This is a genomic window from Brumimicrobium aurantiacum, assembly GCF_003402975.1.
Classification (GTDB): Bacteria; Bacteroidota; Bacteroidia; order Flavobacteriales_D; family Crocinitomicaceae; genus Brumimicrobium; species Brumimicrobium aurantiacum.
In genome coordinates this window covers 263,573-287,123 of sequence record NZ_QURB01000003.1, presented here as the reverse complement: position 1 = coordinate 287,123, position 23,551 = coordinate 263,573, and the positions used below count along the sequence as shown (strand labels likewise).

Genomic DNA, 23,551 nt, shown 5'->3' with positions numbered 1-23,551 from the left:
AGAGAAGCGAAATGCCTTTTTTCATTTGATCATTAATTTTAAATATAAATCACATCATGACAAAGTTGAAAAATAAAAATGCAATCATTACCGGAGGAGGAAGAGGACTTGGTAAGGCTACGGCCATTGCATTTGCAAAAGAGGGAATTAATATTGCCATCACAGGAAGAAATGAAACTGTACTTCAGGAAACGGTTAACGAATTAAAGGAATTAGGAGTAAACGCAATTTATGCCACTTTTGATGTTAGTGATTATGAAGCGGTCAAAGGCGGAATCAAAAGTATTATTGAGGAATTAGGTTCTGTAGATATTTTGGTGAACAATGCTGGAATTGCTGCATTTGGTACATTAAACGACATGAAAGTTGAAGATTGGAGTCAAATTATTCAAACCAATGTCATGGGAATGTACTACGTAACGAAAGAAGTGTTGCCTCATTTAATCGATCAAAATGATGGAGAAATCATTAATGTTTCTTCAACTGCAGGATTGAGTGGAAATGCTACGACTTCTGCATATTCAGCTTCAAAATTTGCTGTTATCGGAATGTCTGAGTCATTGATGAAAGAAGTTCGTAAAAACAACATTCGCGTATGTACCTTAACGCCAAGTACTATTGTTTCTGACATGTCTGTTGGTTTAGGAATTGCGAATCACGATACAGAAGACAGTGTATTACAACCAGAAGATTTTGCAGAATTGGTTGTTGCGGGACTTAAATTACCAAAAAGAGCAATGCTAAAAAGTGCAGCTTTATGGTCGACTAATCCTTAGTGATTACAACTCAATATTTGAAAACACAAAAACATAGTGTGTAACGAGAACGAAAATAATTTCTTGTTAGGCGCTATGTTTTAGTTCTTACTTTGCTTATGCAATTGATACTTTAAGTTTCCATATTTTCTGTAAATCCATAAAAGACCTTCAATCAGAATTGAATGATTACTCAACGATAAAATACTTCATATGTCTAATTTGAATAAAATAATAGGTGTTTTTACCCTTCGTATGCTATTGGGATTAATCTTCTTGATGCAAGGATTTGGAAAAATATTTTCATGGGGCATGGATAACGTGATCAATGCACCTTTTTTTAAGGGAACTTTTGAAGACATTCTTCCAGCCTACCTTATAAATATCACAGCATATTACACCTCGTACATTGAATTAATTGGTGGTGCGTTACTCGTGCTTGGACTCAAAACAAATTATGCTTTATATGCCTTAGCATCAGTATTAATCATCGTTACTTTTGGTCATGGGCTTGCCGAACCCATTTGGGATTTATCTCACGTCATGTACAGAACGATACTTTTGGTGGCTTTATTAATGATTCCAAGAACTTGGGATAAACTTTCCATTGATTATTTGATTGAAAAGAAATAGTGGTATTTTTAATTGGAAGTGTTTAACCTGAGAAGCATTAACAATGATAATCTTTGGTGGATAATTTAAGTTTTGGTGGAAACAATATTTTTCTCTAATTTTAAATTTCATCCGAGAAAAACACGATTATGAAATGCAAAAAATATCCCGAATCCAAACTATATCAACTTCTTACAGCATTTTTTATTTTTATTGGACTAAGCATATACGCCAATGATTTTAATCAAAAAAAAACGTATTTCAATCATCTAGTAGAAATCAATAAAGAGTGGAATTTCCATAAAGAATTTGCTCCAGAAGGAATCGTTTCATTTGATTCAGATGAAGATAGAATTCAATTACACCTCCATTTGGTGACTGATTATTTAAAACAGAATACTCCGAAACACTTAAATGCAACACAAGTCTCAAAAAGACTTCAAATCTTGGACAAACTTCAAATCTATGCAGATAGAAAGATTTTCCCAATCAATCAATATCACTCAATAAGAACACCTTATTTCATAGATGAACTGGGTACACATTGTGCTGTTGGACAAATGATTTCTGAATCAGGAAATGGAGATTTAGCCTTCGCGATCAGTCAAGAACACAATTACAATTATCTTTCAGATATTCAAACAAAAGGATTAAAAGAATGGGCCATAGCATTTGGATTTACGATTGAAGAACTAAAATGGATTCAACCAAATTATGCCCCTCAACAAACAGTTGAACAAATTTCTGGAGCCACTAATGGTCCAATCAACAGTATTACCTCAAAAGATAATTCAGACTATTTTACTTTTGCAGGAAACTTTACCGAATTAGACAATTTACCTTGTTTAAACATTGGATATTATCGTGACAACCAACTTTCATGTATCGGTCATGGCCTTGAAGGAAAGATAAATGAAGTTCATTTTTCTGGAGGAAGTTTTGTGGCGTTTGGTGAAATCAACCATAATGGAAATACATATCCTGTTGCAATTTATAATGGAACAGACTGGAATTACATTGAAATTCCACAAAGAATAGGAGCTATCGCAAAAACAGCTTATGTGGGTAACACATCACTTCAATTTGATGTAGTTATTGCTCACCCATCTCTTCCCAACCAAGAGGAATTATGGCAAAAAAACAGCAATGGTTCATGGACAAAAAGCGCCAAAGTAAATGGTTTTATTAAGGCTATTGATTACAATACATACGGTCTTACACATGTTGGCCATTTCGACACTGTGACAATTTATAATTCCAACGCAACAATTGACACGAGTTTTACAGCCAATAATGTATTTATTAAGAAAAGTAATTACAAACCTTATGGATTAGGTGCAGCGGTGAGCGACACTGTAAATACAGTCTTATGGACAGGTAATTCACTTATATTTGGTGGTTATTGTAGTGGACAAGGAGGAGAAAATAATATTTGTTTAAGTAGATATTACAATTCCGTATTACAACCACTTTATATAACCAATAGTACCATAGGATCATTTAATATCAATTCCATCTCTATGAATAATTCAAGCCAATCAACTCAATTTATTTTTGGAGGTGATTTCAATATAGAGCCATTAATGGGAACGTATGGCAGCCATCTTGCAAGTTATAACCTCATTACAAATCAGATTGAACCTCTGGCAGGCTTTGACCAGCCGGTAAAAAGTATTGTCCACAATCAATATTCAGGTGATTTATACATTGGTGGTATGTTTGAAAATAATTTTATTTTTGAAGTGAATTACTTAGCCAAAATCTCTTCAACTTTAGCCCTAGAAAACCAAGACAATACTGAAAGTTTGAATATTTATCCCAATCCGTTTTCCACAACATTAAACATTGAAGGAATAGAAAACGGGTCAAATTATTCTATTCTGCATATCGACGGAAAAATAATTCAGGAAGGAACTGTTCAAAATGAGCGAATTATCGATTTGGAGAATTTACCGAATGGAAGTTACCTGTTGAAAATCACAACAAAAACGGGCTCTATTACCGAAAGGATTTTGAAATAAACGAGTTAAGTTTTATATTTTACTATTTTTGAATTATATAACAGTATACACTTTTGAAATTTAAAATAATGAACATTAAAAACCTACTGAGCCTAACTTCAATTTTCTGTTTAATTGGCCTAACTTCAAATGCACAAACTACAGCTGTCACAGAAGATGGAGACACTATTTATGTTTATCAAAACGGAACATGGAGCTTTGATAAAGATGAAGTAAGTCCTATTCCCAATCATCTTTCATTTATGTATTTAGATTTGGACATTGACACGCTATCTACTCCTTTCACTACCCCAAAAAGCGCTAAGAGTAAAGTTTCGAACGATTTTATTTCCTTCGACGTTAACTATAACAATGATCTTTGGAAGAGGGTTCCTCCAGCAACGTTGAACGATGATGCTGAATTCGGTTTTCAATCGAAAGAACATGATATCTGGAGTATTGTCATTTCCGAAGAAACGACTATTGCCCCAGATGATTTGTTTAGAATTGCCAAAAACTCAATGGAAGAAAACACAGGTTCTGAGGTTGAAATTTTAAAAACAGAACATAGAACAATTAATGGGACACCAATAATAAGAGCAACGGTAAGAGCAAGTTTTTCTGGAATTACATTTATTTTTGATTCTTATTATTACTCTAATGAAAATGGATCTGTTCAATTCACAACTTGGACAAGCGATAAAATTTGGAAGCGCAATGAAAATGTCATTCTTGACTTAATGAATGGTTTTGTTGTTCAAAAATAAATTGATTGTTTTCTCTTTTTTGTTTAAATTCAATACAAAAAACACCATGAAACCAATTACTTATCTTGTTATTGCATTGCTATTATTTAGTTGCGGGACACGTGTCAAATATGACGATCCGATTCCAGTGCACGAGCAATTTCAAATCCACGCCACTAAAATTGATGAAGAAAGGACCATTAATGTATGGCTTCCTCCTTCTTATGGAGAAGGAAACAAAAATTTTCCTGTGATGTACATGGCTGATGGAGGAATTGTGATGGAGGATTTTCCTCATATTGCCAACACTTTAGATGAGTTAATTACAAAAGAAAGTATTCCTCCATTTATTTTAGTGGGAATTGAGAATACCAATAGAAGAAGAGATCTTACTGGAGCTTCTTCAAATAAAAAAGACTCCATTTATTGTCCATTAACAGATGGTGCAAGTGAATTTAGACATTTTATCACAGAAGAATTATTTCAAGAAATAGAGAAAAGATACCGTGTAAATGACACCAAAGGAATAATAGGCGAATCGTTATCTGGCTTATTTGTCATGGAAACCTTTTTTCTAAGTCCTGAGAAGTTTGACATTTATATTGCTATGGACCCTTCACTATGGTGGAATAATCACTACTTGGTTAGGAATGCTGAACAATTAATTCAAAACCTGGATGAGCAAGAAAAACGCCTTTGGTTTGCGGGTTCTAACGCTGTCGATATCTCAACATATACACAACAATTAGAGGAGAAACTGAAGAGGATAGCACCAGAAAATTTAAACTGGAAATATGTTGATCAGCCTAAAGAAAAACATCATACTATATTTAGAGCAACAAAAGAAGAGGCGTTGATTTGGTCATTAAATCCATAAAATTGAAACAATCCATTTCCTTTATTGTTAAATCATGATAGTTTTATGAACAGATAAAGAAATTTAAATTGGATTCAAATGGCAGCAGAACTCTATATCAACGCATTTATAGGTGGACTTATCCTTGGAGGAATAAATAGCTGGTATTGGTATAGAAAAGGATACCGTGGAGGGAAATTATTCTTCCTTGGTACAATCGCTTTTTTTGGAGTGATTATGTTAATTTTAAGATTGTTTTAATCCTGAATGAAAGCAATTAAAAACCATATCTACGCATTTAAACGTGCCACAAACCTACTTATTAAAAGGAAGTTTTTAATCTACTTTATTCCTGGAATCGTCATCATGTGCTTATTCTATTTGTTCATGTTTATTTTCGAATCCATTGGAAGTGCATTAGGTGTGATTAGTTATACGCCTTGGATTGGAAGCTATTTAGGCACCGCTGTAGATTCTGTTTTTAATTGGATGAATAGTCTTTCCATTTATTTTTATCAATTTACAATCATCACCTTGCTCTCTCCATTTCATACTGCGTTAAGTCAGGCTGTAGAAACCCATGAAACGGGTATTCATTTCAAATCGAATTGGAGTAAATTCTTCAATGATTTAATCAGAACATTAGGAGTGGTTATTTTCGGTGGATTTCTTTATTTAATCATCATGCTGGCTTGGTATTTACTGGCTTGGAGTTTAGGCTTAAATTTCCTTTCCCCACTGGTTTCATTGATTTTAGTGGCTTTCTTTACTGGATTTAACAGTTATGACTATTCACTTGAAAGACACAATGTAAAAGTGAAAGACAGTTGGAATTATGCCTTTCATCATCCACTTCATATGATTCTCACAGGATTAATTTTTACGGCTTTATTGTTTATTCCTTTCATTGGAGTTGTTATTGCTCCTGTTTTATTAACGAGCGTAGGAACAATAAATTATTTGAAATTGAAATCAGAAAAATAATTCAGGATTAAGTCATGAAAGGTCTTTTAATATTTTAAAGAGAAAGCTAAGTTAATCTCTTCCTAAAACCTTTCCTTAGCGAAGCTTTCTCTCCCTATAATTTATGACTGCTGTCATTAATTTTTAGCAGTCCCAAAGCATTTCTTCAAAAATCAACATTGCTGCCAGAGCCAATTGAGAATAATTTTGTGATGCATTTCTAAAACGACCATTTTCCGTGATCCACATTCTTTGAATTAACTCCATTCCTCCTTTATCCGGATTGATTTTATTGACTACTCCAGCCACATTATATGCTCCGGCATGATAAACGTGTAACACAAAAAGTCTAAACCATAAATCATTTTCGTTATAAGTAATCCCTTTTTTATCTAAAATAATTTTGGCCTCTGGAATACATACATTTGAAATGAGCCTACTTGCTCCGATTGCAGATTTCACAAAGTCTTTTCGCTCATCAACATAACGGTTTACTTTTAAGCCTTGAGATCGTGCCACAGAGGCCATCAATTGGAATGAACCATAAGCACCAACATTTGATTTCGCTAATCTTCCTGGACTTTCAATCATTAAAATAGCTTGTGCATACCAAGGATCTACATTTTGTTGCTTAAAAACTGCTACCCCTTTTGAAATTGTTGGAAGTACCTTATCAAAAGTGTAAAACTCTCTTTTTCCAGTGGTCATATAAACTTTATCCTCACTGGTCAAGTTTCTTGAAGCACGAATGGAATCACGGTAAACATCTTTTTCATCATCTGTTCGCTCGTCCCATTCTTCAAGTGTCATGTACTCTACAATCTCTCTTGTTGCTCCAATATTAATAACACAAGAGTCCTCTGGAAGGGTCATCAAAGTTTTCCAAAATACAGGATGCGCTAAGCGATCCCATTCTTCTTCAAAAAGCTGAATATTATTCACGTAATGTAAATCTACTGAATCATTTAAAAACCTTGATTCTACAAAATTCACAGTTGAAGTCGATTCTTTTTCCTCATTAACTAAACTGTCACTTTTGTGGGAGAAAGCTAAACTAACGAAGGAACATGAAATGGCGAATAATATATTTTTCAGCATAGTTATTTTATGGTTTAAATGAAAACACAAAAGGTATTTCAAACACTCACAATAATAACTAAAAATTAATGCATTGGTTACAATTTGTAAATGGAATTGATAACAATTGTACGTTAATAAAACGAGAATGATTTCAATTGAGATTTCGTAAAAAAAGGCTTCTCAGTAAATATACTTATTATTTTCGTGCTTCAACGAGCTTCAAGCTTTCTTGAAGTTGCTCTGCTGGACTTAAATTAGAATTATCCAAAACCACTGCGTCTTCTGTTTGAATCAACGGACTTTCTTCACGGTTCTTGTCCATTTCATCACGCATTTTAAGGTTTTCTCTTACCTCATCAAATGAAACATTATCGCCTTTGGCTTGTAATTCGTCATATCTTCTTTGTGCACGGATTTCTGGATCTGCAGTTACAAATAATTTAAGTTCAGCATTTGGAAAAACAACAGAACCAATGTCTCGGCCATCCATTACTACTCCTCCATCTTCGCCCATTTTTCGTTGTTGAGCGACTAAAAAGCTACGAACTTCTTTGATTTTCGCAACAGCACTTACAACATTGGAAACGGTAATTGTTCGGATTTCTTGTTCAACATTTTCACCATTCAAATATAAATCTGCTGAACCTTTATCATTGTTTGAAAAAGTCAATGTGATATCAGACAAGCCCTTGATGATTTCTTCTTCGTTTGCATGAGATGGCGAAACTAAATCTTTTCTTAAAGCATACAAAGCCACTCCTCGATACATTGCTCCAGAGTCAACATAAACGAAGTTTAAAGATTTTGCCAAGGCTTTTGCTAATGTGCTTTTTCCGCAAGATGACCATCCATCAATGGCGATTGTGATTTCTTTTTTCATGGTGATAAATATAAAAAATAATGCGTGTTTGGAACTTTGTAAGTTGCAAATTTACTACAACATCATTAAAAGAATACCTCTATTAAGGAACTAAAAATAGGTTTCAAAATAAAAGTCATGAACAAACTTAATTTTTTACTTTTTTTCAATGCCAAAAAAAGTAAAGCAAAAAAGTCTAGCGCTTAATCTTTTTTATTAACTCCACTCTTAAAAGTCGATAATACCGGTGATCTTCTCCACAAGCTCCGAAGCTTCCGTCATTATTAACGACTTCTAATTCACTCCATCTTCAAAAAAAGATAAGGCGCATCCGAAACAACTAGCATTTCCTTATAATTACTTTAATAAATAGTTCCTTAAAAACACAGAATAAAACCTTATTAAAAATCAATAATTTCAATCAGTTTGAAATATAAATCAATTGTCTTAATTTTACTTTCATTCGAGCGAATCCAAGTAAAACAGTTACATCATCGCCTTTAATTTCTTCGACTTCACCTGTTTGTTTTGTAGCAATCAATTTCACCTTACTCCCCACTTTTATTTTGTCTTGACGGTATTCATTTACTGTTTTATTCGGCTTATTCTTCTTCTTTTTGGCTTGTTTCTTTAAGCGAATTTCTTGTTTTGCTTCTTCAATCTTTGATTTTTCCTTCGCGATGTATTTCTTCACATCTTGCATTAAAGGAGCATTCACATTCTTCTTTTTTACACCCACTTTATATTCATCGATGTAAGATTGAAGCTTATTTCCTAAGCTGACTAACTTACTTGTTTCTTCAGCCTTATTTTTTAAACTATTTAGTTTGCGCTCGTATTTCTCCTTAGTTTCCTCGTAATATAGTCTATGTTTTTCAGCGGTTTCTTGTGCTAAAATATGTTCTTTGGTTAAACGATTCAAATAAGATTTCTCTTTTTGTAATTCGTGTAACAATTCATCCATCTTTACCTTTTTACGGTCTAATTTGGATTTTGCTTTATTGATTAATCCTTTTGGTATCCCGTTGATTTGGGCGACTTCGAAAGTAAAGGAACTTCCGGGTTGACCTGTAGAAAAACGAAACAATGGATTTAAAGTTTCGGTATCAAATAACATACAGCCATTCACTGCTTGAGGTAATTTATCTGCTTTCAGTTTAATATTACTGTAATGCGTTGTGATTACACCAAAAGATTTTTTGTCATAAAGTGTTTCAAAAAATACTTCAGCCAAAGCACCTCCTAAGTCGGGATCGGAACCTGTACCAAATTCATCCAATAAAAGCAAGGAATTTTCATTGGCCACATTCAAAAAGTGTTTCATTCTTTTTAAACGATAGGAATAGGTACTTAACTCATCAACTATGGATTGATTATCTCCAATATCTGTCAATAATGAATCGAACAAACACATTTTACTATTCGGATGTAAAGGCACCAACAATCCACATTGCAACATCAACTGAAGCAACCCAACTGTTTTTAAAGTAATACTCTTCCCTCCTGCATTGGGTCCAGAAATCACCAACATACGAGATTCTTTATCCATTGAAATTCGCTGTGGAACCGTCATTTTGCCTAGTGCTTCGTTGTTCAACTTTAATAATGGATGATAACAATCTATCATTTCCATCACCATATCGTCATTTATTGAGGGTTTATTCGCATCTAAAAGCAAAGCCAAACGACTTTTTGCATTGATAAAATCCAATTTTGTTAGCACCTGCTGATAATTTTTAATCAGTGGTAAATAAGCCAACATTTCACGTGTTAAGCCTTGAAGGATAATGAATATTTCTTTTCGTTCATCATCGAGAAGTTGCTCGTATTCTTTGTTTAAAGGAACCGTTTCACCAGGTTCAATAAAAGTTACATTTCCAGATTTAGAACTTCCAACCACTTGTCCACTCACCTCTCTTTTGTATGAAGACAATACAGCCAAAACACGGCGATCATTCATAAAACCTTCTTTGGTATCGCTGAGATAACCTTTTTTTAGCAGTTTTCTCATGCTGCGATCAAACGCCGAATGTATATGCCTTTTCAAGCTTTGCATTTGCTGACGAATTGCTAATAATCCAGGAGAAGCATCATCTTTAACTTTACCATGTTTATCAAAAATAGTATCGATTTTCTCAATAATTTCTTTAGTAAACTCAACATTTTCGAGTAATTCATAAAGCTGAGGAAAGTCCGCTTCACGTTTATTGAAAAAGTAAAGTAAAGCATTTACCATCGTCGAAGCCAGTCGAATTCGTGCAAAACTCTCTTGAGGTAAACTCGCGTTTTGAACAGGAAGCATTTTAATTTCACTATTGAGTTCTTCAAACTCTAATCTTGGAAAAGCCTCCCCTTCTCTTCTAATTTCAACCAATTCACTGGTTTGATTGAGAAATTTTATTAATTCCTCGTTATTTCTGACAGGCTTTAATTGATCTACAATCTTAAGCGCAGAAGGACCTATACAATAATCTCTTAAAATATCTTGCAGCTTTTCAAGCTCTAAATCCTTATATGTTTGTGAGTCGCATTTTAACATTTGCATACAAAGCTAAGAAATCATTACATTTGTTAAATGAAAAAGTTCACCGCATTAATAATTTCTCTACTTACTATCCTTCCTTTTATCGGAATTGCTTGGTACCTATATTCACATTTTCCGAGTACACCCGTTGCAATTATCAACTTATTGATTTCAATGACTGGTGTTATGTGCGCTTTTATTGTATACAATAGAATTGTTATGGGAAAAGACGAAAACGCAATCAAAGTTGATTTGGAATCCTATCCTTACATCGAACGTGCCTTGATTTATGTACTCCCTGCCGATTTTATTTCAAAATTGGACAAGCCAGTTGGAAAGATTTTTATGGCTTCTGCTGGAGAAGTGGAAACCAAAATCACTTTAATTGAGGGGAATTACAATAAATTAACAGATGAAATCAAATTAAAATTCACCAACGGTGTAAAATTAATGGTTCGTGGTTCCGCGACTGTTGCCGTTGGAGACAATCAATTTTTATTTTACGGTTTTGAAGAACTCATCCATACAAAGGGAAAAGAAAAATACATTTTCCAATGGGAGGATAATCGCTTGGTGAGGAAATACAATGATGAGGAAATCAATGTAAAAATTCCAGACCGTTTACCCGTTTATATTTTTGATTGGAAATAAAAGCAAGATCACATTTCAGCCCTACTAACATTTAACCAAAGTCAATTTATTTTAGCATTGAACTGATTAAACTAGATGATAAAAACACTATTCAATCTTGGAGTTTCACATGGCTTGTCACAATATGACAGGCGTCAAAGGCGCTTACTCAACATCATTGTGATTGCCGCTTTTCTAATTAAATTATTAGGGTTTATTTATGTTTCCATTTTTGAAGAAGCTAGTACTGAGCAATTCGGTCAAACGACCATCTCTCTTTTATTAAATGTAGCGATGCTTTACTTCAATTCCAAAGGGAAATTTAACATCACCATTTGGCTATTGGTTACATCAGTTTTCCTGGGATTGATATCTGTTGTATTCGTCTTCAAGCTCGATAATTATTCATTAATGCTTTTTATATTGTCTTTGTTTAGCTTTTTAACACTGATCATCGAATCTAAAAAAAGGGTTTTATTATTTACTGCCATCGCTTTTTGTATCGCCTGCATTGGCTTAGCCAACAATCAATATAATTTCTACACTCCTTCGGTAATTTTCACTGAAGACAGAATAGAAACTGTTAGACTTGCTTCAATTATTGTTATTGCTTTAACTTTATTTTATACCGTTTATTTAAAATCTTATGCGGTTCAATATAAATCTGATCTCGAAATAGCGGTAAATACGATAACGCAACAAAAGAAGAAAGTAGATAAAACAGTTGAACAAAAAGAAATGCTAATTGCAGAAACTCACCATCGTGTGAAAAACAATCTTCAATTGATTATTAGTTTATTGGAATTGCAAATGAACATGGTTAAAGAAAGTGCTGACTCCAAAGCATTAAAAGTGAGCATTTCAAGAATCAACTCTATGGCTTCAATTCATAAAAAACTGTATAAAAACGATGAACAAGTCGACCAGCTTGAAATGTCGGAATATCTTGAAGAATTAGCAAAAAACACAATTTCACTTTATCCTGATTCCCAAAACAAAATCCAACTCAAGACAGAATTGGTTCCATTTCACCTAAAGCTTGAAAAGGCTATACCGATTGGATTAATTATGAATGAAGTCATTACCAACTCAGTAAAATATGGTGTTCCTCAAGATCAAAATGGAATTTTTGAATTAAAAATGAGCTTAAATAAGGATGAACTCATCATTTCTTTTCAAGACAATGGAGCAGGTTTTGATGAGAATACAAGTCCTGGATTAGGGCACAACATGATTAAAATGTTAAGCAGACAAATTGGCGCCGAAGTAGAACGTTCTAGTCAGTATGGAGTTAAAACTGTATTAAAAATCAATTTAGATGGAGTTTAAAAATGTCAAGCTATTAATATTAGAAGATCAAGAGTTAATTGCCGAAAACTTACGCAGAATATTAGAAGAACTCGGAGCACGTAAGATATGGATTGCGACAAGTACCGAAAAAGCTGAAGCGTTAATTAACGAGGTCGATTTTGACTTACTTCTGATTGATATTAATTTAGGTGAAGGACAAAAAATGGGAACAGAATTGATGTTAGAAATCCATGAAAAGTCTCCGATTCCACATATTTATATCACAGCCAATGCTGACGAAAGAAATATTAAATCAGCCTCTGCCACTTTTCCAGAAGGATTCTTAGAAAAACCATACACACAACAAAGTATTCAAGCATCAATTTCCATTGCGTTAAAGAAAATCGATAAGCAAAAACTTACAGTTACTTTAAATAACCGAAAAATTTTAATCGATGTTAATGATATACTTTATCTAGAAACAGACAGTAACTATGTCAATCTTTTCTTGGAAAATGGACAAAAATGTGTCGAACGAATTTCATTAAAACAATTGTTAGGTAGACTACCGTTAGACTTTATTCAAATTCATAAATCTTATGTCATCAACTTAAATAAGGTTCAACATTTTACAAGTACACATGTCAAATTAAATAAGCAAGAATTACCTGTTGGGAGGAATTATAAAAAGCAATTTAAAGATAAAATGGAACAAATTCTTCGTTAATTCCAATTGGAGATTTTATGGTCTTCTAAAGTTTAAATCGTATTTCATCACAGTAATTTTGTCGTTCACCCCACAATTTTCATCATTCTATTTTCGTGATATAGTTTTGTCAAAAAAACAATATTATGAAAAGATCATTACTTACTATTTTACTGTTGATTGCGACAAATGCATACTATGCTAATGTGCTCACAGTAACAAATAACAACGACTCAGGTTCCGGTTCATTGCGGGCACAAATTGCAGCTGCAAATACTGGTGATACCATTGCTTTTGACAACTCAATTCAGGGTCAAGCAATACTCTTAACAAGTGGAGAGATTTCTTTTTCAAAAAGAATTATGATACAAGGAAATGGAGTTAACAATACGATTCTTGATGGTGGACAAAACTCAAGAATTTTCAACATTAGCGGTATTGACAGTGTCATCATCAACAATCTCACCATTCAAAATGGTTCAGCAACATCCGATGGAGGAGCAATATTATGTGAGAATGTAGAAAAGGTCTATTTGAATAGCATTTTATTTGAAAACAATTCTTCTGCTCAATCTGGAGGTGCAATAAGCACTTTTTCATTTGCATTTCCTATTCGACTTTACGTCGACAACTGTACATTTGCAAATAACACAGCAACTGCCGATGGTGGTGGAATACATATTTCAAATCCAAATCAGAATGTTTATACCTATATAAAAAATTCAACCATGACAGGAAATAGCGGAGGAACAGGTGGAGCAATTCGATCCAATTCGAACACTTCTGGTTGGACATCAAATGTTATCGTTGAGAACTCAACAATTGTTAACAATACTTCTTCAACAGATGGTGGTGGGATTTACAGTAGTGGTACAAACTCAAATGTAGAAATCAGAAGTAGTATATTGGTCTCCAATGGTACGAGCAATATTTATTCATATCCAGGATACAATATCACTTCTCATGGATACAATATATTAGATAATACATCTATAACAGGTTCTATTGCAACAGACCAAATGGGAGTTACAGCAAACGATGTAGATTTAGGGCCACTACAAAACAATGGTGGAACAATTTCTACAATGGCTCCAGGCTGCGGAAGTATTGCAATAGACATGGGAGATCCTTCAGATTTATCAGATGCACAAAACTATTCTATCCAAGGTACACAAAGAGATGTTGGAGCTGCGGAAGGTGTTTCGAATACAGAAATTAATATTTCAGAATGTTTTACTTACACTGTTCCTAGTGGTGATGAAACCTACAACACAGTGGGTAACATGATCGTAACAGATACATTACAATCTACTTGTTCAACAGATAGTATTCTCACCATCGATCTTACTATTCTCGGAAACTCAACACATACAGTAATGAATTCTGATGATTCAGGTGCAGGTTCATTGCGACAGGTAATTGACGATGCTTGTTCGGGAGACACCATAATTTTTGATCCAAGTACTGATGGAACACCTATAAATTTAACAACGGGCCATTTCATTATTGCTGAAGACCTTACAATAATTGGGAACGGAATTGAAAACACCATTATTGATGGAGACAGCACTTTTAGAGCATTTTATATCTACAATTCATCAAACGTAAAAATTCAAGCACTAGCAATTCAAAATGGATATACCAGTGGATCAAACGGTGCAGGAATTGCAGCAGATGATGCTACAATTGCATTAGAAAATATAAAAATCACAAGTTGCTATACTGGAGACAATACATTAGGAGGAGCTCTTTACCTAGGTAGCTCAAATACGACGATTGACAATTCTATTTTTTCAGGAAATTATGCTAAAGGAAGTGGTGGAGCAATCTATCAAATTTATAATGGTTCATTAGAAATCAATAATTCAATAATTACAGGAAATGTTACCGATGATAATGGTGGTGGAATTTACTCACCCTCCCCTTCTCAAATAGAATTAAACAATGTTACAATAACAGGAAATTATGCAGCCAATCAATTTGGTGGAATTATGGACAGTTTCACAGCAAACAACACTATAATTTGGGGAAATGATGCGGCAAATGGTAACCCAGAAACTGCTATTTCAAACGCATCACTTAATTATTCAATCGTTAAAAACGAAAGTGGAATAAGTGGAAATGGTAACCTTGACGGGACAACTGCAAATGATCCACTATTCCTTCAAGCGATAACTCCAAGTAGTACACCAAATTCTTCAGGAGATTTTAGAATCGGGAAATTTTCTACACTAGTTGATGCTGGAGACAATAACTCAAGTGCTCACCCTGTTGATTTAGCCGGAAACAATAGAATCGAAGACGGAGATGGTAATGGAACAGCAACTATTGACCTTGGTGCTTTTGAAAATCCATCAACTTTAAATTTATCAACTTCAACTAAAGTTCAGACTTCTATTTATCCTAATCCAACTCAACAAAACATTACAATTTCAAGTGATAATCAAATTCATGAAGTCGAAATATTGAACACTTTGGGTGCTTCAGTAGTGAACATATTACCTACATCCACCGTTATAAAAATCAATGTAAATCATCTTAATACAGGGGTATATTTTGTCAAGATTAAAAATCAAAACGGAAGTTACTCCACACACAAATTGGTTAAGAAATAGATTTTTTTGTGCTATAAATTGATTTCAATTTGTATTATCTTTAAGGCATCAATCTCTGCGATTGGTGTCTTATTGTTTTTATTTAAAATTTCAAGAGTTCACATCAACCTGTAACAAACCACATAGTCAACGTTATACATTTGAACCCCAAAATTTAAAAACGATGCCTATGAAACTGATCACCTTTCTATTTTTCTCTAGTCTCTCGTTTATCATTTTTGCCCAAAACAATGCAAGAACCATTGATGACATCATCAATCAAAAAGAAAAAAAAGCTGGAATTTACCGAATTTCAGGAACTCATTTAAATACTGCTGTTGTGAATATGAATTATGGAAGTTCCAAGATATTATCCGTAATGGACAAAAGTATATTGCAAAAAGCAAATATTATCCAAATTGATTTAGTTTACACGAACTTCCCAAAAGGCCAAGACATTTCAGCATTAAACAAACAACGTATTCGCAATATGTTGAGTATTCGTTCTGATCTTGTTAAAAACGAAGGAATTACTTGGAGTGTTGTTCGACAAATGTATTGTAAGAATGAATCACAAGCCAAAATAATGTTTCATGGAGCAATAATTTATTATCAACCCGAACAAAGTCAAATTTTGAGTTCTACAGAGAAACAAAATTATGAATCTCTTCCTAAAGATGACACTAAAGACATTTCTGAAGAAGAGGTCAAAAAAAAATTCAAAAATGATCCAGTGATTATCAATGCTTTTGAAAGAAACAATTGGAAAAAGCCGGTAGTTGTAGCGGATGTCACTTGCAGTATGTTTCCTTATATTGAACAAGTTGTCTTTTGGTTTTTATTAAAGTTAAATAAAAAGGAGGAGGCATATATTGCCTTGTACAATGATGGGGATGGAATTCCAAATAATCAGAAAAAGATTGGTTCAACAAAAGGAATTCATTCCGTAAGAACAAAAAAATATGTTGAATTTAGAGACACATTACTTCAAGCGGTTTCTTTCGGTTGTAGCGGCGATTCACCAGAAAATGATGTGGAAGCAATTTTAAAAGCGCAAAATGACAACCCTAACGCAAAAGAAATAATTCTCATTGCTGACAATTTCAGTGAGATGCGTGACCATCAATTAATCTCAGACATCGAAAAACCTGTGCGCATTATTCTTTGTGGTACAAAATATCGACTAAATGTGCATTATTTAAACTTGGCATTTGCTACAGGAGGTTCAATTCACACTTTAAATGAAGATTTATTCAACTTAATCAAAAAATCTGAAGGGGAAACATTTGAATTTGCTGGAAAGTCATTTAAGATAAAAGATGGAAAAGTACACGAGCTACAATCAAATACGAAGATATAGTTGTAGCTTTGCGCTTTATATAAAATGACAATGACAAAAGATAAATCAAGACTTCATCCAAGAAATAAAAACAAAGGGAAATACGACCTTAATGCACTTGCAAAAATCAATAGAGATTTAAAAGGGATTATTCAACCCAATAAATACGGTGAAGACTCCATCGATTTTTCAGATCCAAGATCGGTAAAAATTTTAAATCAAACACTTTTAGAATATTACTATAAAATTGATTATTGGGAATTTCCAGACAACAATTTAACTCCTCCAATTCCAGGAAGAGCAGATTACATTCATTATGTTGCTGATTTATTGGCGAAAGACAACAAAGGCAAGATTCCAAAAGGCAATGCTATTAAATGTTTAGACATCGGAGTTGGGGCCAGTTGTATTTATCCTATTCTTGGTGCCACTGAATATGGTTGGAATTTTATTGGGTCTGATGTGGATCCTAAATCGATTACTTCATCGGAAAACATTGTCAATAATAATCCTAGTTTAACTGGGAAAATTGAATTGAGATTACAAAAAAGTCCAAAACAAATTTTCCTTGGAGTAATCAAACCGGATGATCAAATTGATGTTACGATTTGTAATCCTCCATTCCACTCCTCTAAAGAAGAAGCTTTAAAAGGAACAAGAAGAAAAGTCAAAAACTTAACAGGTAAAAACGCAAAATCTCCCAAACTAAATTTCGCGGGAAATCAAAATGAATTGATTTTTAAAGGAGGAGAATATGTTTTTATTCACACGATGATCAAGGAAAGTAAAGCCTTCGCTAAAAATGTTAATTGGTTCACCACTTTAGTTTCGAAACAATCCAACATGAAAGGAATATTGAATGCCCTTGAAAAAATTGGCGCTAAAGAAGTGAAAGAAATTCCAATGGGAACAGGAAATAAAATCACTAGAGTTGTAGCGTGGAGGTTTTAATTTCAGGAGTTAATTACTCGTTTTCAATTACGAATTAAAGAGATTAACAGTACCAAAAAAAAACGTTGCGCATGGATATAATATTTCTCAATTCAAGCTTTTTCGAAATGATGCCCTACTTTTGTATAAAAGGGCATATGGAAGAGTAGCTAAATTTTATAGAAAAAAATTTGGTAAAAAAGATTTTATACACGTATATTTCGGCAAAACTACTTCAATATGAAATCATTAATTACCCTGTCTTACCTATTACTATTTGGATTTTCAGTTATAGGTCAATCTTCTTTTCTTCATCATCAGTATCCAAGAATTGCAACTCCAAATATGGGAGAGGAAATAGAGTTTGCTGATTTTGATAACGACGGTTATAAAGAGCTTTTTAATTACATAGGAAATGGTAATGCACGTATTTATAATGCAAGCATAAATGGCATTGACAGTTTAGGTTTCACAGAATTTCAAGTCGGAAATAATCGAATTCTAACAGATTGGAATAATGATGGTCTTCTAGACATAGTATTTCACAACAGCTCAATACAATGGGTCGAAAATATGGGCAACTTTGTATTTGATGCTCCTGAAGTATTATCTTCTTCTCCGCTATTTTGGATTAAGTCAGCTGATATAAACACTGACTCATACATTGACCTTTATTCCTATATAAATAATACTATTAATTTCTTCATTAATCAATCAGGAACAAATTCAACATCCAACTTCTCAGTTACAGTTCCATACAATATAAATGTCTCTGATGTCGACATTAAATTTAATGACATTGAAAATGATGGATTACAAGAAATGTTTGTAAAAGCTAAAAGCAATAAAATTTATATCTATACTCAAACTGGATCCATGGATTATACTTTACAAGATTCTATTGTTTCAAATTCAATAGGACCTACAGAACGTGAATCCATGCATTTTCAAGACCTTAATAACGACGGCAATGAGGAGATTGTTATTAAAAAAGGAACGATACTACATGTTTTACAATGGACTTCTGGATACGACTATAACTTCGTTTATTCAGGGAATATTGATTATCAATCACAAACGGGGGCTGGAAATCCACAAGCTCTAGAATTCAATGAATTTTATGATGTTGACCAAAATGGATTTTCTGATATTATAATTGGTAACTCCATTTTCTTCAACAATGGGAGTTTTTCGTTTAACAATGTAGCTATTAATACATCAAATCAAATATACGAAGGAACACATAGATGTCATGATATAGATAATAATGGTTATACTGACGTATGCTATGTTGCCACTGCTGGTAATTCATATTCAGAAATAGGTTTTTTTCACAGAGAAAACACAACATCACAATCGCTTGACACTAAATCTACAGTATGGAATTTTTGGAATGACGCATTCTCTGTCAACGTAACAGTTGATTACGAGAACGATGGAGATATAGACAATGTTTCATATACAACTGGGAAAATAGTTTTATGGGAAAATATTAATGATTCACTTTTCCCAATAGAATTAGGTGGATCACTTCCTTACTTTACATACGATCTTAATACAGTTGATATTAATCAAGATTCTTTACCTGATTTTTTATGGAGTAGTGAAGACAACTTCACCGCCCAACATGGTTACTTAATCAACGGTGGTTCAAATGGGACTTTTTCAAACATTAAAATGGATCTTAAACTTGTCGCTGATATTGATGGTGATGGAAAAGATGAATTATTTTATCACAACAGAAATTCGGGAGGTTCTGGATCTAGTGATAAAATTTTAATGTATGAATTAAACTCAGGTGTTCCTGTTTTAGCCTCTACCGTACTTCAATGGTCGCAATTTAATGTAAGTGATGTGATAGTAAAATTGGCAGATTATGATCTTGATGGTTTAAAAGATGTAATTATTCAACATGAAGCTCCTGGATACAATAAAATAAGAATGGCTCATAATGATGGTTCTAATAACTTTTCTTGGGGGCAAGTATTATCCATGGATTGTAAAGAATTAGTTGGTGTTTTTGATAGTAACGGCGATCAATTTCCAGAGATTCATTGGCTTGATTCGAACAATAAAATTTATAGACATATTAACAATGCAGGAACTTTTGGATCACAACAAACATACTACACGCTACCTTCGGGTTCATTTTCAGGGGCAAAAGGTTTCTCTACAGATTTTAATAATGATTATTTAACAGATCTAATTATTCAGTCAGATACTAGGCAATGGCAATTAAAAAGTACAGGTATTGGTCTTCAGCTTATACATACAGAAACAGCAAGCAATATTATCACTCGCATTGAAGATTTGGATGAAGATGGAGATGATGATTTTGTTGCTGGAGATACTTGGTATGAAAACACGAATAATAATATTTTTTCGACAAAAGGATCTGTTTATTTTGATATGAATACAAATGGAGATTTTGATCAAGGAACGGATTTAATGTTTCCTTCATTCCCTTTAGAGCTTAACAATAATTGGTTAACAACCTACACCGATAATTCAGGTAATTTTAATGCTTCTTTAGGTGCTGATAGTAGTTATGTTTTTTCAATAGCATCTGCCTTCACAAACTATTTTACTGCTACCACGACTCCTTATCCAAGTGAAGTGAATGTTAATTTAAATTCTCCAATAGACAGCATCTCAATTGGCGTAACAAATACGAATAACAATAGTTTAGATGATCTATTTGATACGAATTTATCAGGCAGTAGATGTAATGAGCAAGGAAGGATGTTTTTACAGACACAAAATATCTCCCCTGAGGTTGTCGATTTAGAGATTAAAGTAACCATTCCTGCAAACACAAGTTTTTCAAGTTCAAATCAACCTTCAACTCAAATAGGAGATACAGTAATTTGGCAATTGACAGGAGTAACTCCTTTTGAAATAAGTCAGTTCTATGCAGATTTCAACCTACCTGGAACAGCTTTTATGATGGACACAATGAACTTTTATTCATCTGCAAAATTCACAGGAAGCTCAAACACTCGAGTACTAAGAGATACACTTAGTCAAATAGTTACATGCGCATACGATCCGAATGACAAGAACATTACGATGACTGAATTTATATATGAAGGTGACTCGGTTTATTCTTTCAAAGATGAAACAGAATATATGATTCGATTTCAAAATACAGGAAATGACACAGCCGTTGATATTTTGATTCATGATCAGTTATCCAATCTATTTGATTGGTCTACTGCTAAACCAATATCTGCAAGTCACTCATATAATTTTACTGTTGATACAAATGGAATTGTAAATGTAAAGTTTAAAAATATCCATTTACCAGACAGTAATGTCAACTTTTTGGGAAGTATGGGATATATAAAATTTAAAGTAGATTATGACCCAACCTCTCCAACCTTTGAACCTGTTAAAAATCACGCACTAATATATTTTGATCAAAATCCTCCAATCGTTACAAATGTCCATAAATTCTATCGTGTTAACTGCCTTGATTTCGTTAACCCTACTAATCAAAGTAATAGTTTCTGCTATGTTGACACAATAAGCGTTTCAAATAACGACTATGGTTTACCATTTGATTATGAATGGAGTATTGGTTCGTATACCGATTACACTAAAGATAGCAGTGTAATTCCTTTTGATACTGCTGGATTCCAAAGTTTTTCGATGAAAATTTTTGGATTTGGATGTTCTTCTGACACTTCAATTTTCATGGATGTAAAACCAATTCCTTTGGTAACAATTTCAATTGGCGATACAAATGCTTGTCAAGGCCAACAATTATATATGACTTCGAATCAAAATGCTATGTGGCAAGTCAATGGTTCTATTCAGTCTAGCTCCTCAAGCAGTTTTAGCACTTACCCAAATTCAACAAGTGTAATAAGAGCTTCTGTTGAAACCAATGGATGTTTAGGTGAAAAGGAAATTTTAGTCGATGTAATTTCGGAACCTTCTTCTTTTCATTCCATAGATAACTCCCTTGTTTACCCAGGTTACAATCCAATTTGTTTAGATGATACAGTGATATTAAATAGTAACTATGACTCCATTATATTTCATGTTGATTACATGCATGGTCCTCAAACTGATTTTGATGATACAACAACAGCAATAGTTATTCCCGTCGATCCAACTGAAACAGGATTATGGATCACATCCCAACTTTCTTACTTAGGCTGTGATTTTTCAAATAATATATATTTTGAATTATTTAGCCCTGATTCATATACATTAGAAGCTAATAATGGAAGTCTTCCTATTCAAGCAGAAAACACAAATCATTATTGTGACGAAAATAGTATTACAGTTGATCTGAACCTAGATGTTGATTGGTATTACAATGGAAACCTTATCAATAGTGGGATCTATTGTGATGCTACTCAATCCGGTATTTACACATGGGTTGATTCATGTGGTCTTTCTTCATGGTTTGAGATTGTAAATAATAACTCTAACTCGTCAAGCCATAATATCACCATTTGTGAAGGCGAAAACTTTACTGCACCTGATGGAACATACTTTACAAATGTCACATCTGCTTTTTCACATAATTCTACATTTACAAATCAGGATGGATGTGATAGCATTGTTACTTCAAATGTTAATGTTTTGAATACAGTTCATGAAACAGAGTTTGTAGAAATTTGTAAACAATTCACATGGGTAGATGGGAATACTTATTTTCAGAGCACCAATTCTCCTACTTACACCTATTCTAGCGTTATAACAGGTTGTGATTCTATTGTAACACTTAATTTAACAATTAAACCGCCAATCAATACAACCGATTTTAAGGAAGCTTGCGTAGAATATACATGGATAGATGGAATAACATATACCGAGAGTACAGATACTCCAACCGATACGTTAACTAGCATTGGAGGCTGTGATTCAATAGTAACGCTTGATTTAATTATTAAACCAAACCCAGATACAGATATTTATCAAAATGATTCGCTACTTAATGTCTTTTATCAAGCTACAACTTATCAATGGCTGAACTGTGATAATAATTACAATCCTGTTCTTGGTGCAACAAACAGATTTTTTGTACCTCCAAATGGTGGAAGTTATGCTGCTGAAATAAATCTTGATGGATGTATTGATACTTCAGAATGTATTTCTATTGAATTTGTTGATATACCTAACTATTATAAAAATAAACTTAGTTTGACTCCAAATCCAGCGGATGAGAAAATATTTATTACTGGATTAAATGAAATACCTGGGATAATAAGTGTTCAAGTTATTTCAATAACTGGTAAACTAGTAAAGGAACTAAACGGTAAAAGCCATGATATAATTGTTCGAGACTTATCTAAAGGCGAGTATTTTGTACGTATTATTCATGCAAAGGGAATTGAGATGCTTAAGTTTATTAAAACTTAAAATCATATTTAAATGTAAACGTAAAACTAACTGCAATCAATAAAAGATATTGCTCTATTCATTCATTTTCGAAATGTTCATTCCAATAAACCTGTCCAGTATACAGATTTACAGAATGCTTTAATTTATCGAAACTAAATACAGGTTTTAAAACTAATGAACTGTTCAAAATTTAAGTACTAGGAGAAGGGAACTAGAATTTCGAGCTGTCTTAATGACAAATGACGGACTTTTGACTTGCTTTTTCTCCTCTTAATTAAGAGGAGTTAAATTTATAAATTATCAATTAAA

The 23,551-nt window shown here is 33.2% G+C and carries 17 protein-coding genes; 14 read left to right on the top strand and 3 right to left on the bottom strand.

Translation table 11 applies throughout. The features are described from left to right. Window positions 1-56: 56 nt before the first annotated feature. From DXU93_RS07070 to DXU93_RS07045, 7 genes are all read left to right on the top strand, one after another. On the top strand, window positions 57-776 hold the full coding sequence (locus DXU93_RS07070; RefSeq protein ID WP_116880572.1) for a 3-ketoacyl-ACP reductase: 720 nt from the start codon (window positions 57-59) through the stop codon (window positions 774-776). Window positions 777-968: 192 nt separating this feature from the next. Beyond that, window positions 969-1,388, top strand: a complete 420-nt coding sequence (locus DXU93_RS07065; RefSeq protein ID WP_116880571.1) for a DoxX family protein — start codon at window positions 969-971, stop codon at window positions 1,386-1,388. A 128-nt stretch (window positions 1,389-1,516) separates the two neighbouring features. Next, window positions 1,517-3,388: a T9SS type A sorting domain-containing protein gene (locus DXU93_RS07060; protein WP_116880570.1), complete on the top strand. Its 1,872-nt coding sequence runs from the start codon at window positions 1,517-1,519 to the stop codon at window positions 3,386-3,388. Window positions 3,389-3,456: 68 nt separating this feature from the next. After that, the gene (locus DXU93_RS07055; RefSeq protein WP_116880569.1) at window positions 3,457-4,134 is read left to right on the top strand and encodes a hypothetical protein; all 678 of its coding nucleotides are present in this window, start codon (window positions 3,457-3,459) and stop codon (window positions 4,132-4,134) included. A gap of 46 nt (window positions 4,135-4,180) precedes the next feature. Then, on the top strand, window positions 4,181-4,990 hold the full coding sequence (locus DXU93_RS07050) for an alpha/beta hydrolase (protein WP_116880683.1): 810 nt from the start codon (window positions 4,181-4,183) through the stop codon (window positions 4,988-4,990). A 78-nt stretch (window positions 4,991-5,068) separates the two neighbouring features. Next, window positions 5,069-5,230 carry a hypothetical protein gene (locus DXU93_RS15025; RefSeq protein ID WP_165851355.1) on the top strand — a complete coding sequence of 54 codons (162 nt, stop codon included), beginning with the start codon at window positions 5,069-5,071 and terminating at the stop codon, window positions 5,228-5,230. A gap of 6 nt (window positions 5,231-5,236) precedes the next feature. Next, window positions 5,237-5,953, top strand: coding sequence for an EI24 domain-containing protein (locus DXU93_RS07045; RefSeq protein WP_116880568.1), 717 nt, complete (start codon window positions 5,237-5,239; stop codon window positions 5,951-5,953). Window positions 5,954-6,076: 123 nt separating this feature from the next. Here the strand turns inward: DXU93_RS07045 and DXU93_RS07040 are convergent, their stop codons facing one another. From DXU93_RS07040 to DXU93_RS07030, 3 genes are all read right to left on the bottom strand, one after another. Further along, window positions 6,077-7,030 (bottom strand): transglycosylase SLT domain-containing protein, encoded by a 954-nt coding sequence (locus tag DXU93_RS07040; RefSeq protein ID WP_116880567.1) that lies wholly within the window; start codon window positions 7,028-7,030, stop codon window positions 6,077-6,079. A 178-nt stretch (window positions 7,031-7,208) separates the two neighbouring features. Further along, window positions 7,209-7,892 (bottom strand): (d)CMP kinase, encoded by a 684-nt coding sequence (cmk, locus tag DXU93_RS07035; RefSeq protein ID WP_116880566.1) that lies wholly within the window; start codon window positions 7,890-7,892, stop codon window positions 7,209-7,211. Between the two features lie 400 nt (window positions 7,893-8,292). After that, a complete protein-coding gene (locus tag DXU93_RS07030; protein ID WP_116880682.1) occupies window positions 8,293-10,410 on the bottom strand; it encodes an endonuclease MutS2 in 2,118 nt (705 codons plus the stop codon). 36 nt (window positions 10,411-10,446) lie between these two features. On the opposite strand from DXU93_RS07030, the gene DXU93_RS07025 reads away from it, so the two are divergent. The 7 genes from DXU93_RS07025 to DXU93_RS06995 all read left to right on the top strand — a co-directional run bounded on the left by DXU93_RS07025 (window position 10,447) and on the right by DXU93_RS06995 (window position 23,260). Then, on the top strand, window positions 10,447-11,046 hold the full coding sequence (locus DXU93_RS07025) for a hypothetical protein (protein WP_116880565.1): 600 nt from the start codon (window positions 10,447-10,449) through the stop codon (window positions 11,044-11,046). 75 nt (window positions 11,047-11,121) lie between these two features. Further along, window positions 11,122-12,354 (top strand): sensor histidine kinase, encoded by a 1,233-nt coding sequence (locus tag DXU93_RS07020; RefSeq protein ID WP_116880564.1) that lies wholly within the window; start codon window positions 11,122-11,124, stop codon window positions 12,352-12,354. Beyond that, window positions 12,344-13,042, top strand: a complete 699-nt coding sequence (locus DXU93_RS07015) for a LytR/AlgR family response regulator transcription factor (RefSeq protein WP_116880563.1) — start codon at window positions 12,344-12,346, stop codon at window positions 13,040-13,042. Before DXU93_RS07020 ends, DXU93_RS07015 begins: the two co-directional genes overlap by 11 nt. Before the next feature lie 125 nt (window positions 13,043-13,167). After that, entirely contained in the window at window positions 13,168-15,636 is a 2,469-nt protein-coding gene (locus tag DXU93_RS07010; protein WP_116880562.1) for a T9SS type A sorting domain-containing protein, read from the top strand. Between the two features lie 169 nt (window positions 15,637-15,805). Then, window positions 15,806-16,975 carry a hypothetical protein gene (locus tag DXU93_RS07005; protein WP_123776074.1) on the top strand — a complete coding sequence of 390 codons (1,170 nt, stop codon included), beginning with the start codon at window positions 15,806-15,808 and terminating at the stop codon, window positions 16,973-16,975. 30 nt (window positions 16,976-17,005) lie between these two features. Beyond that, window positions 17,006-17,905, top strand: coding sequence for a 23S rRNA (adenine(1618)-N(6))-methyltransferase RlmF (gene rlmF, locus DXU93_RS07000; protein WP_240623433.1), 900 nt, complete (start codon window positions 17,006-17,008; stop codon window positions 17,903-17,905). A 219-nt stretch (window positions 17,906-18,124) separates the two neighbouring features. Next, window positions 18,125-23,260, top strand: a complete 5,136-nt coding sequence (locus tag DXU93_RS06995) for a T9SS type A sorting domain-containing protein (protein WP_116880559.1) — start codon at window positions 18,125-18,127, stop codon at window positions 23,258-23,260. The last annotated feature ends 291 nt before the right edge of the window (window positions 23,261-23,551 follow it).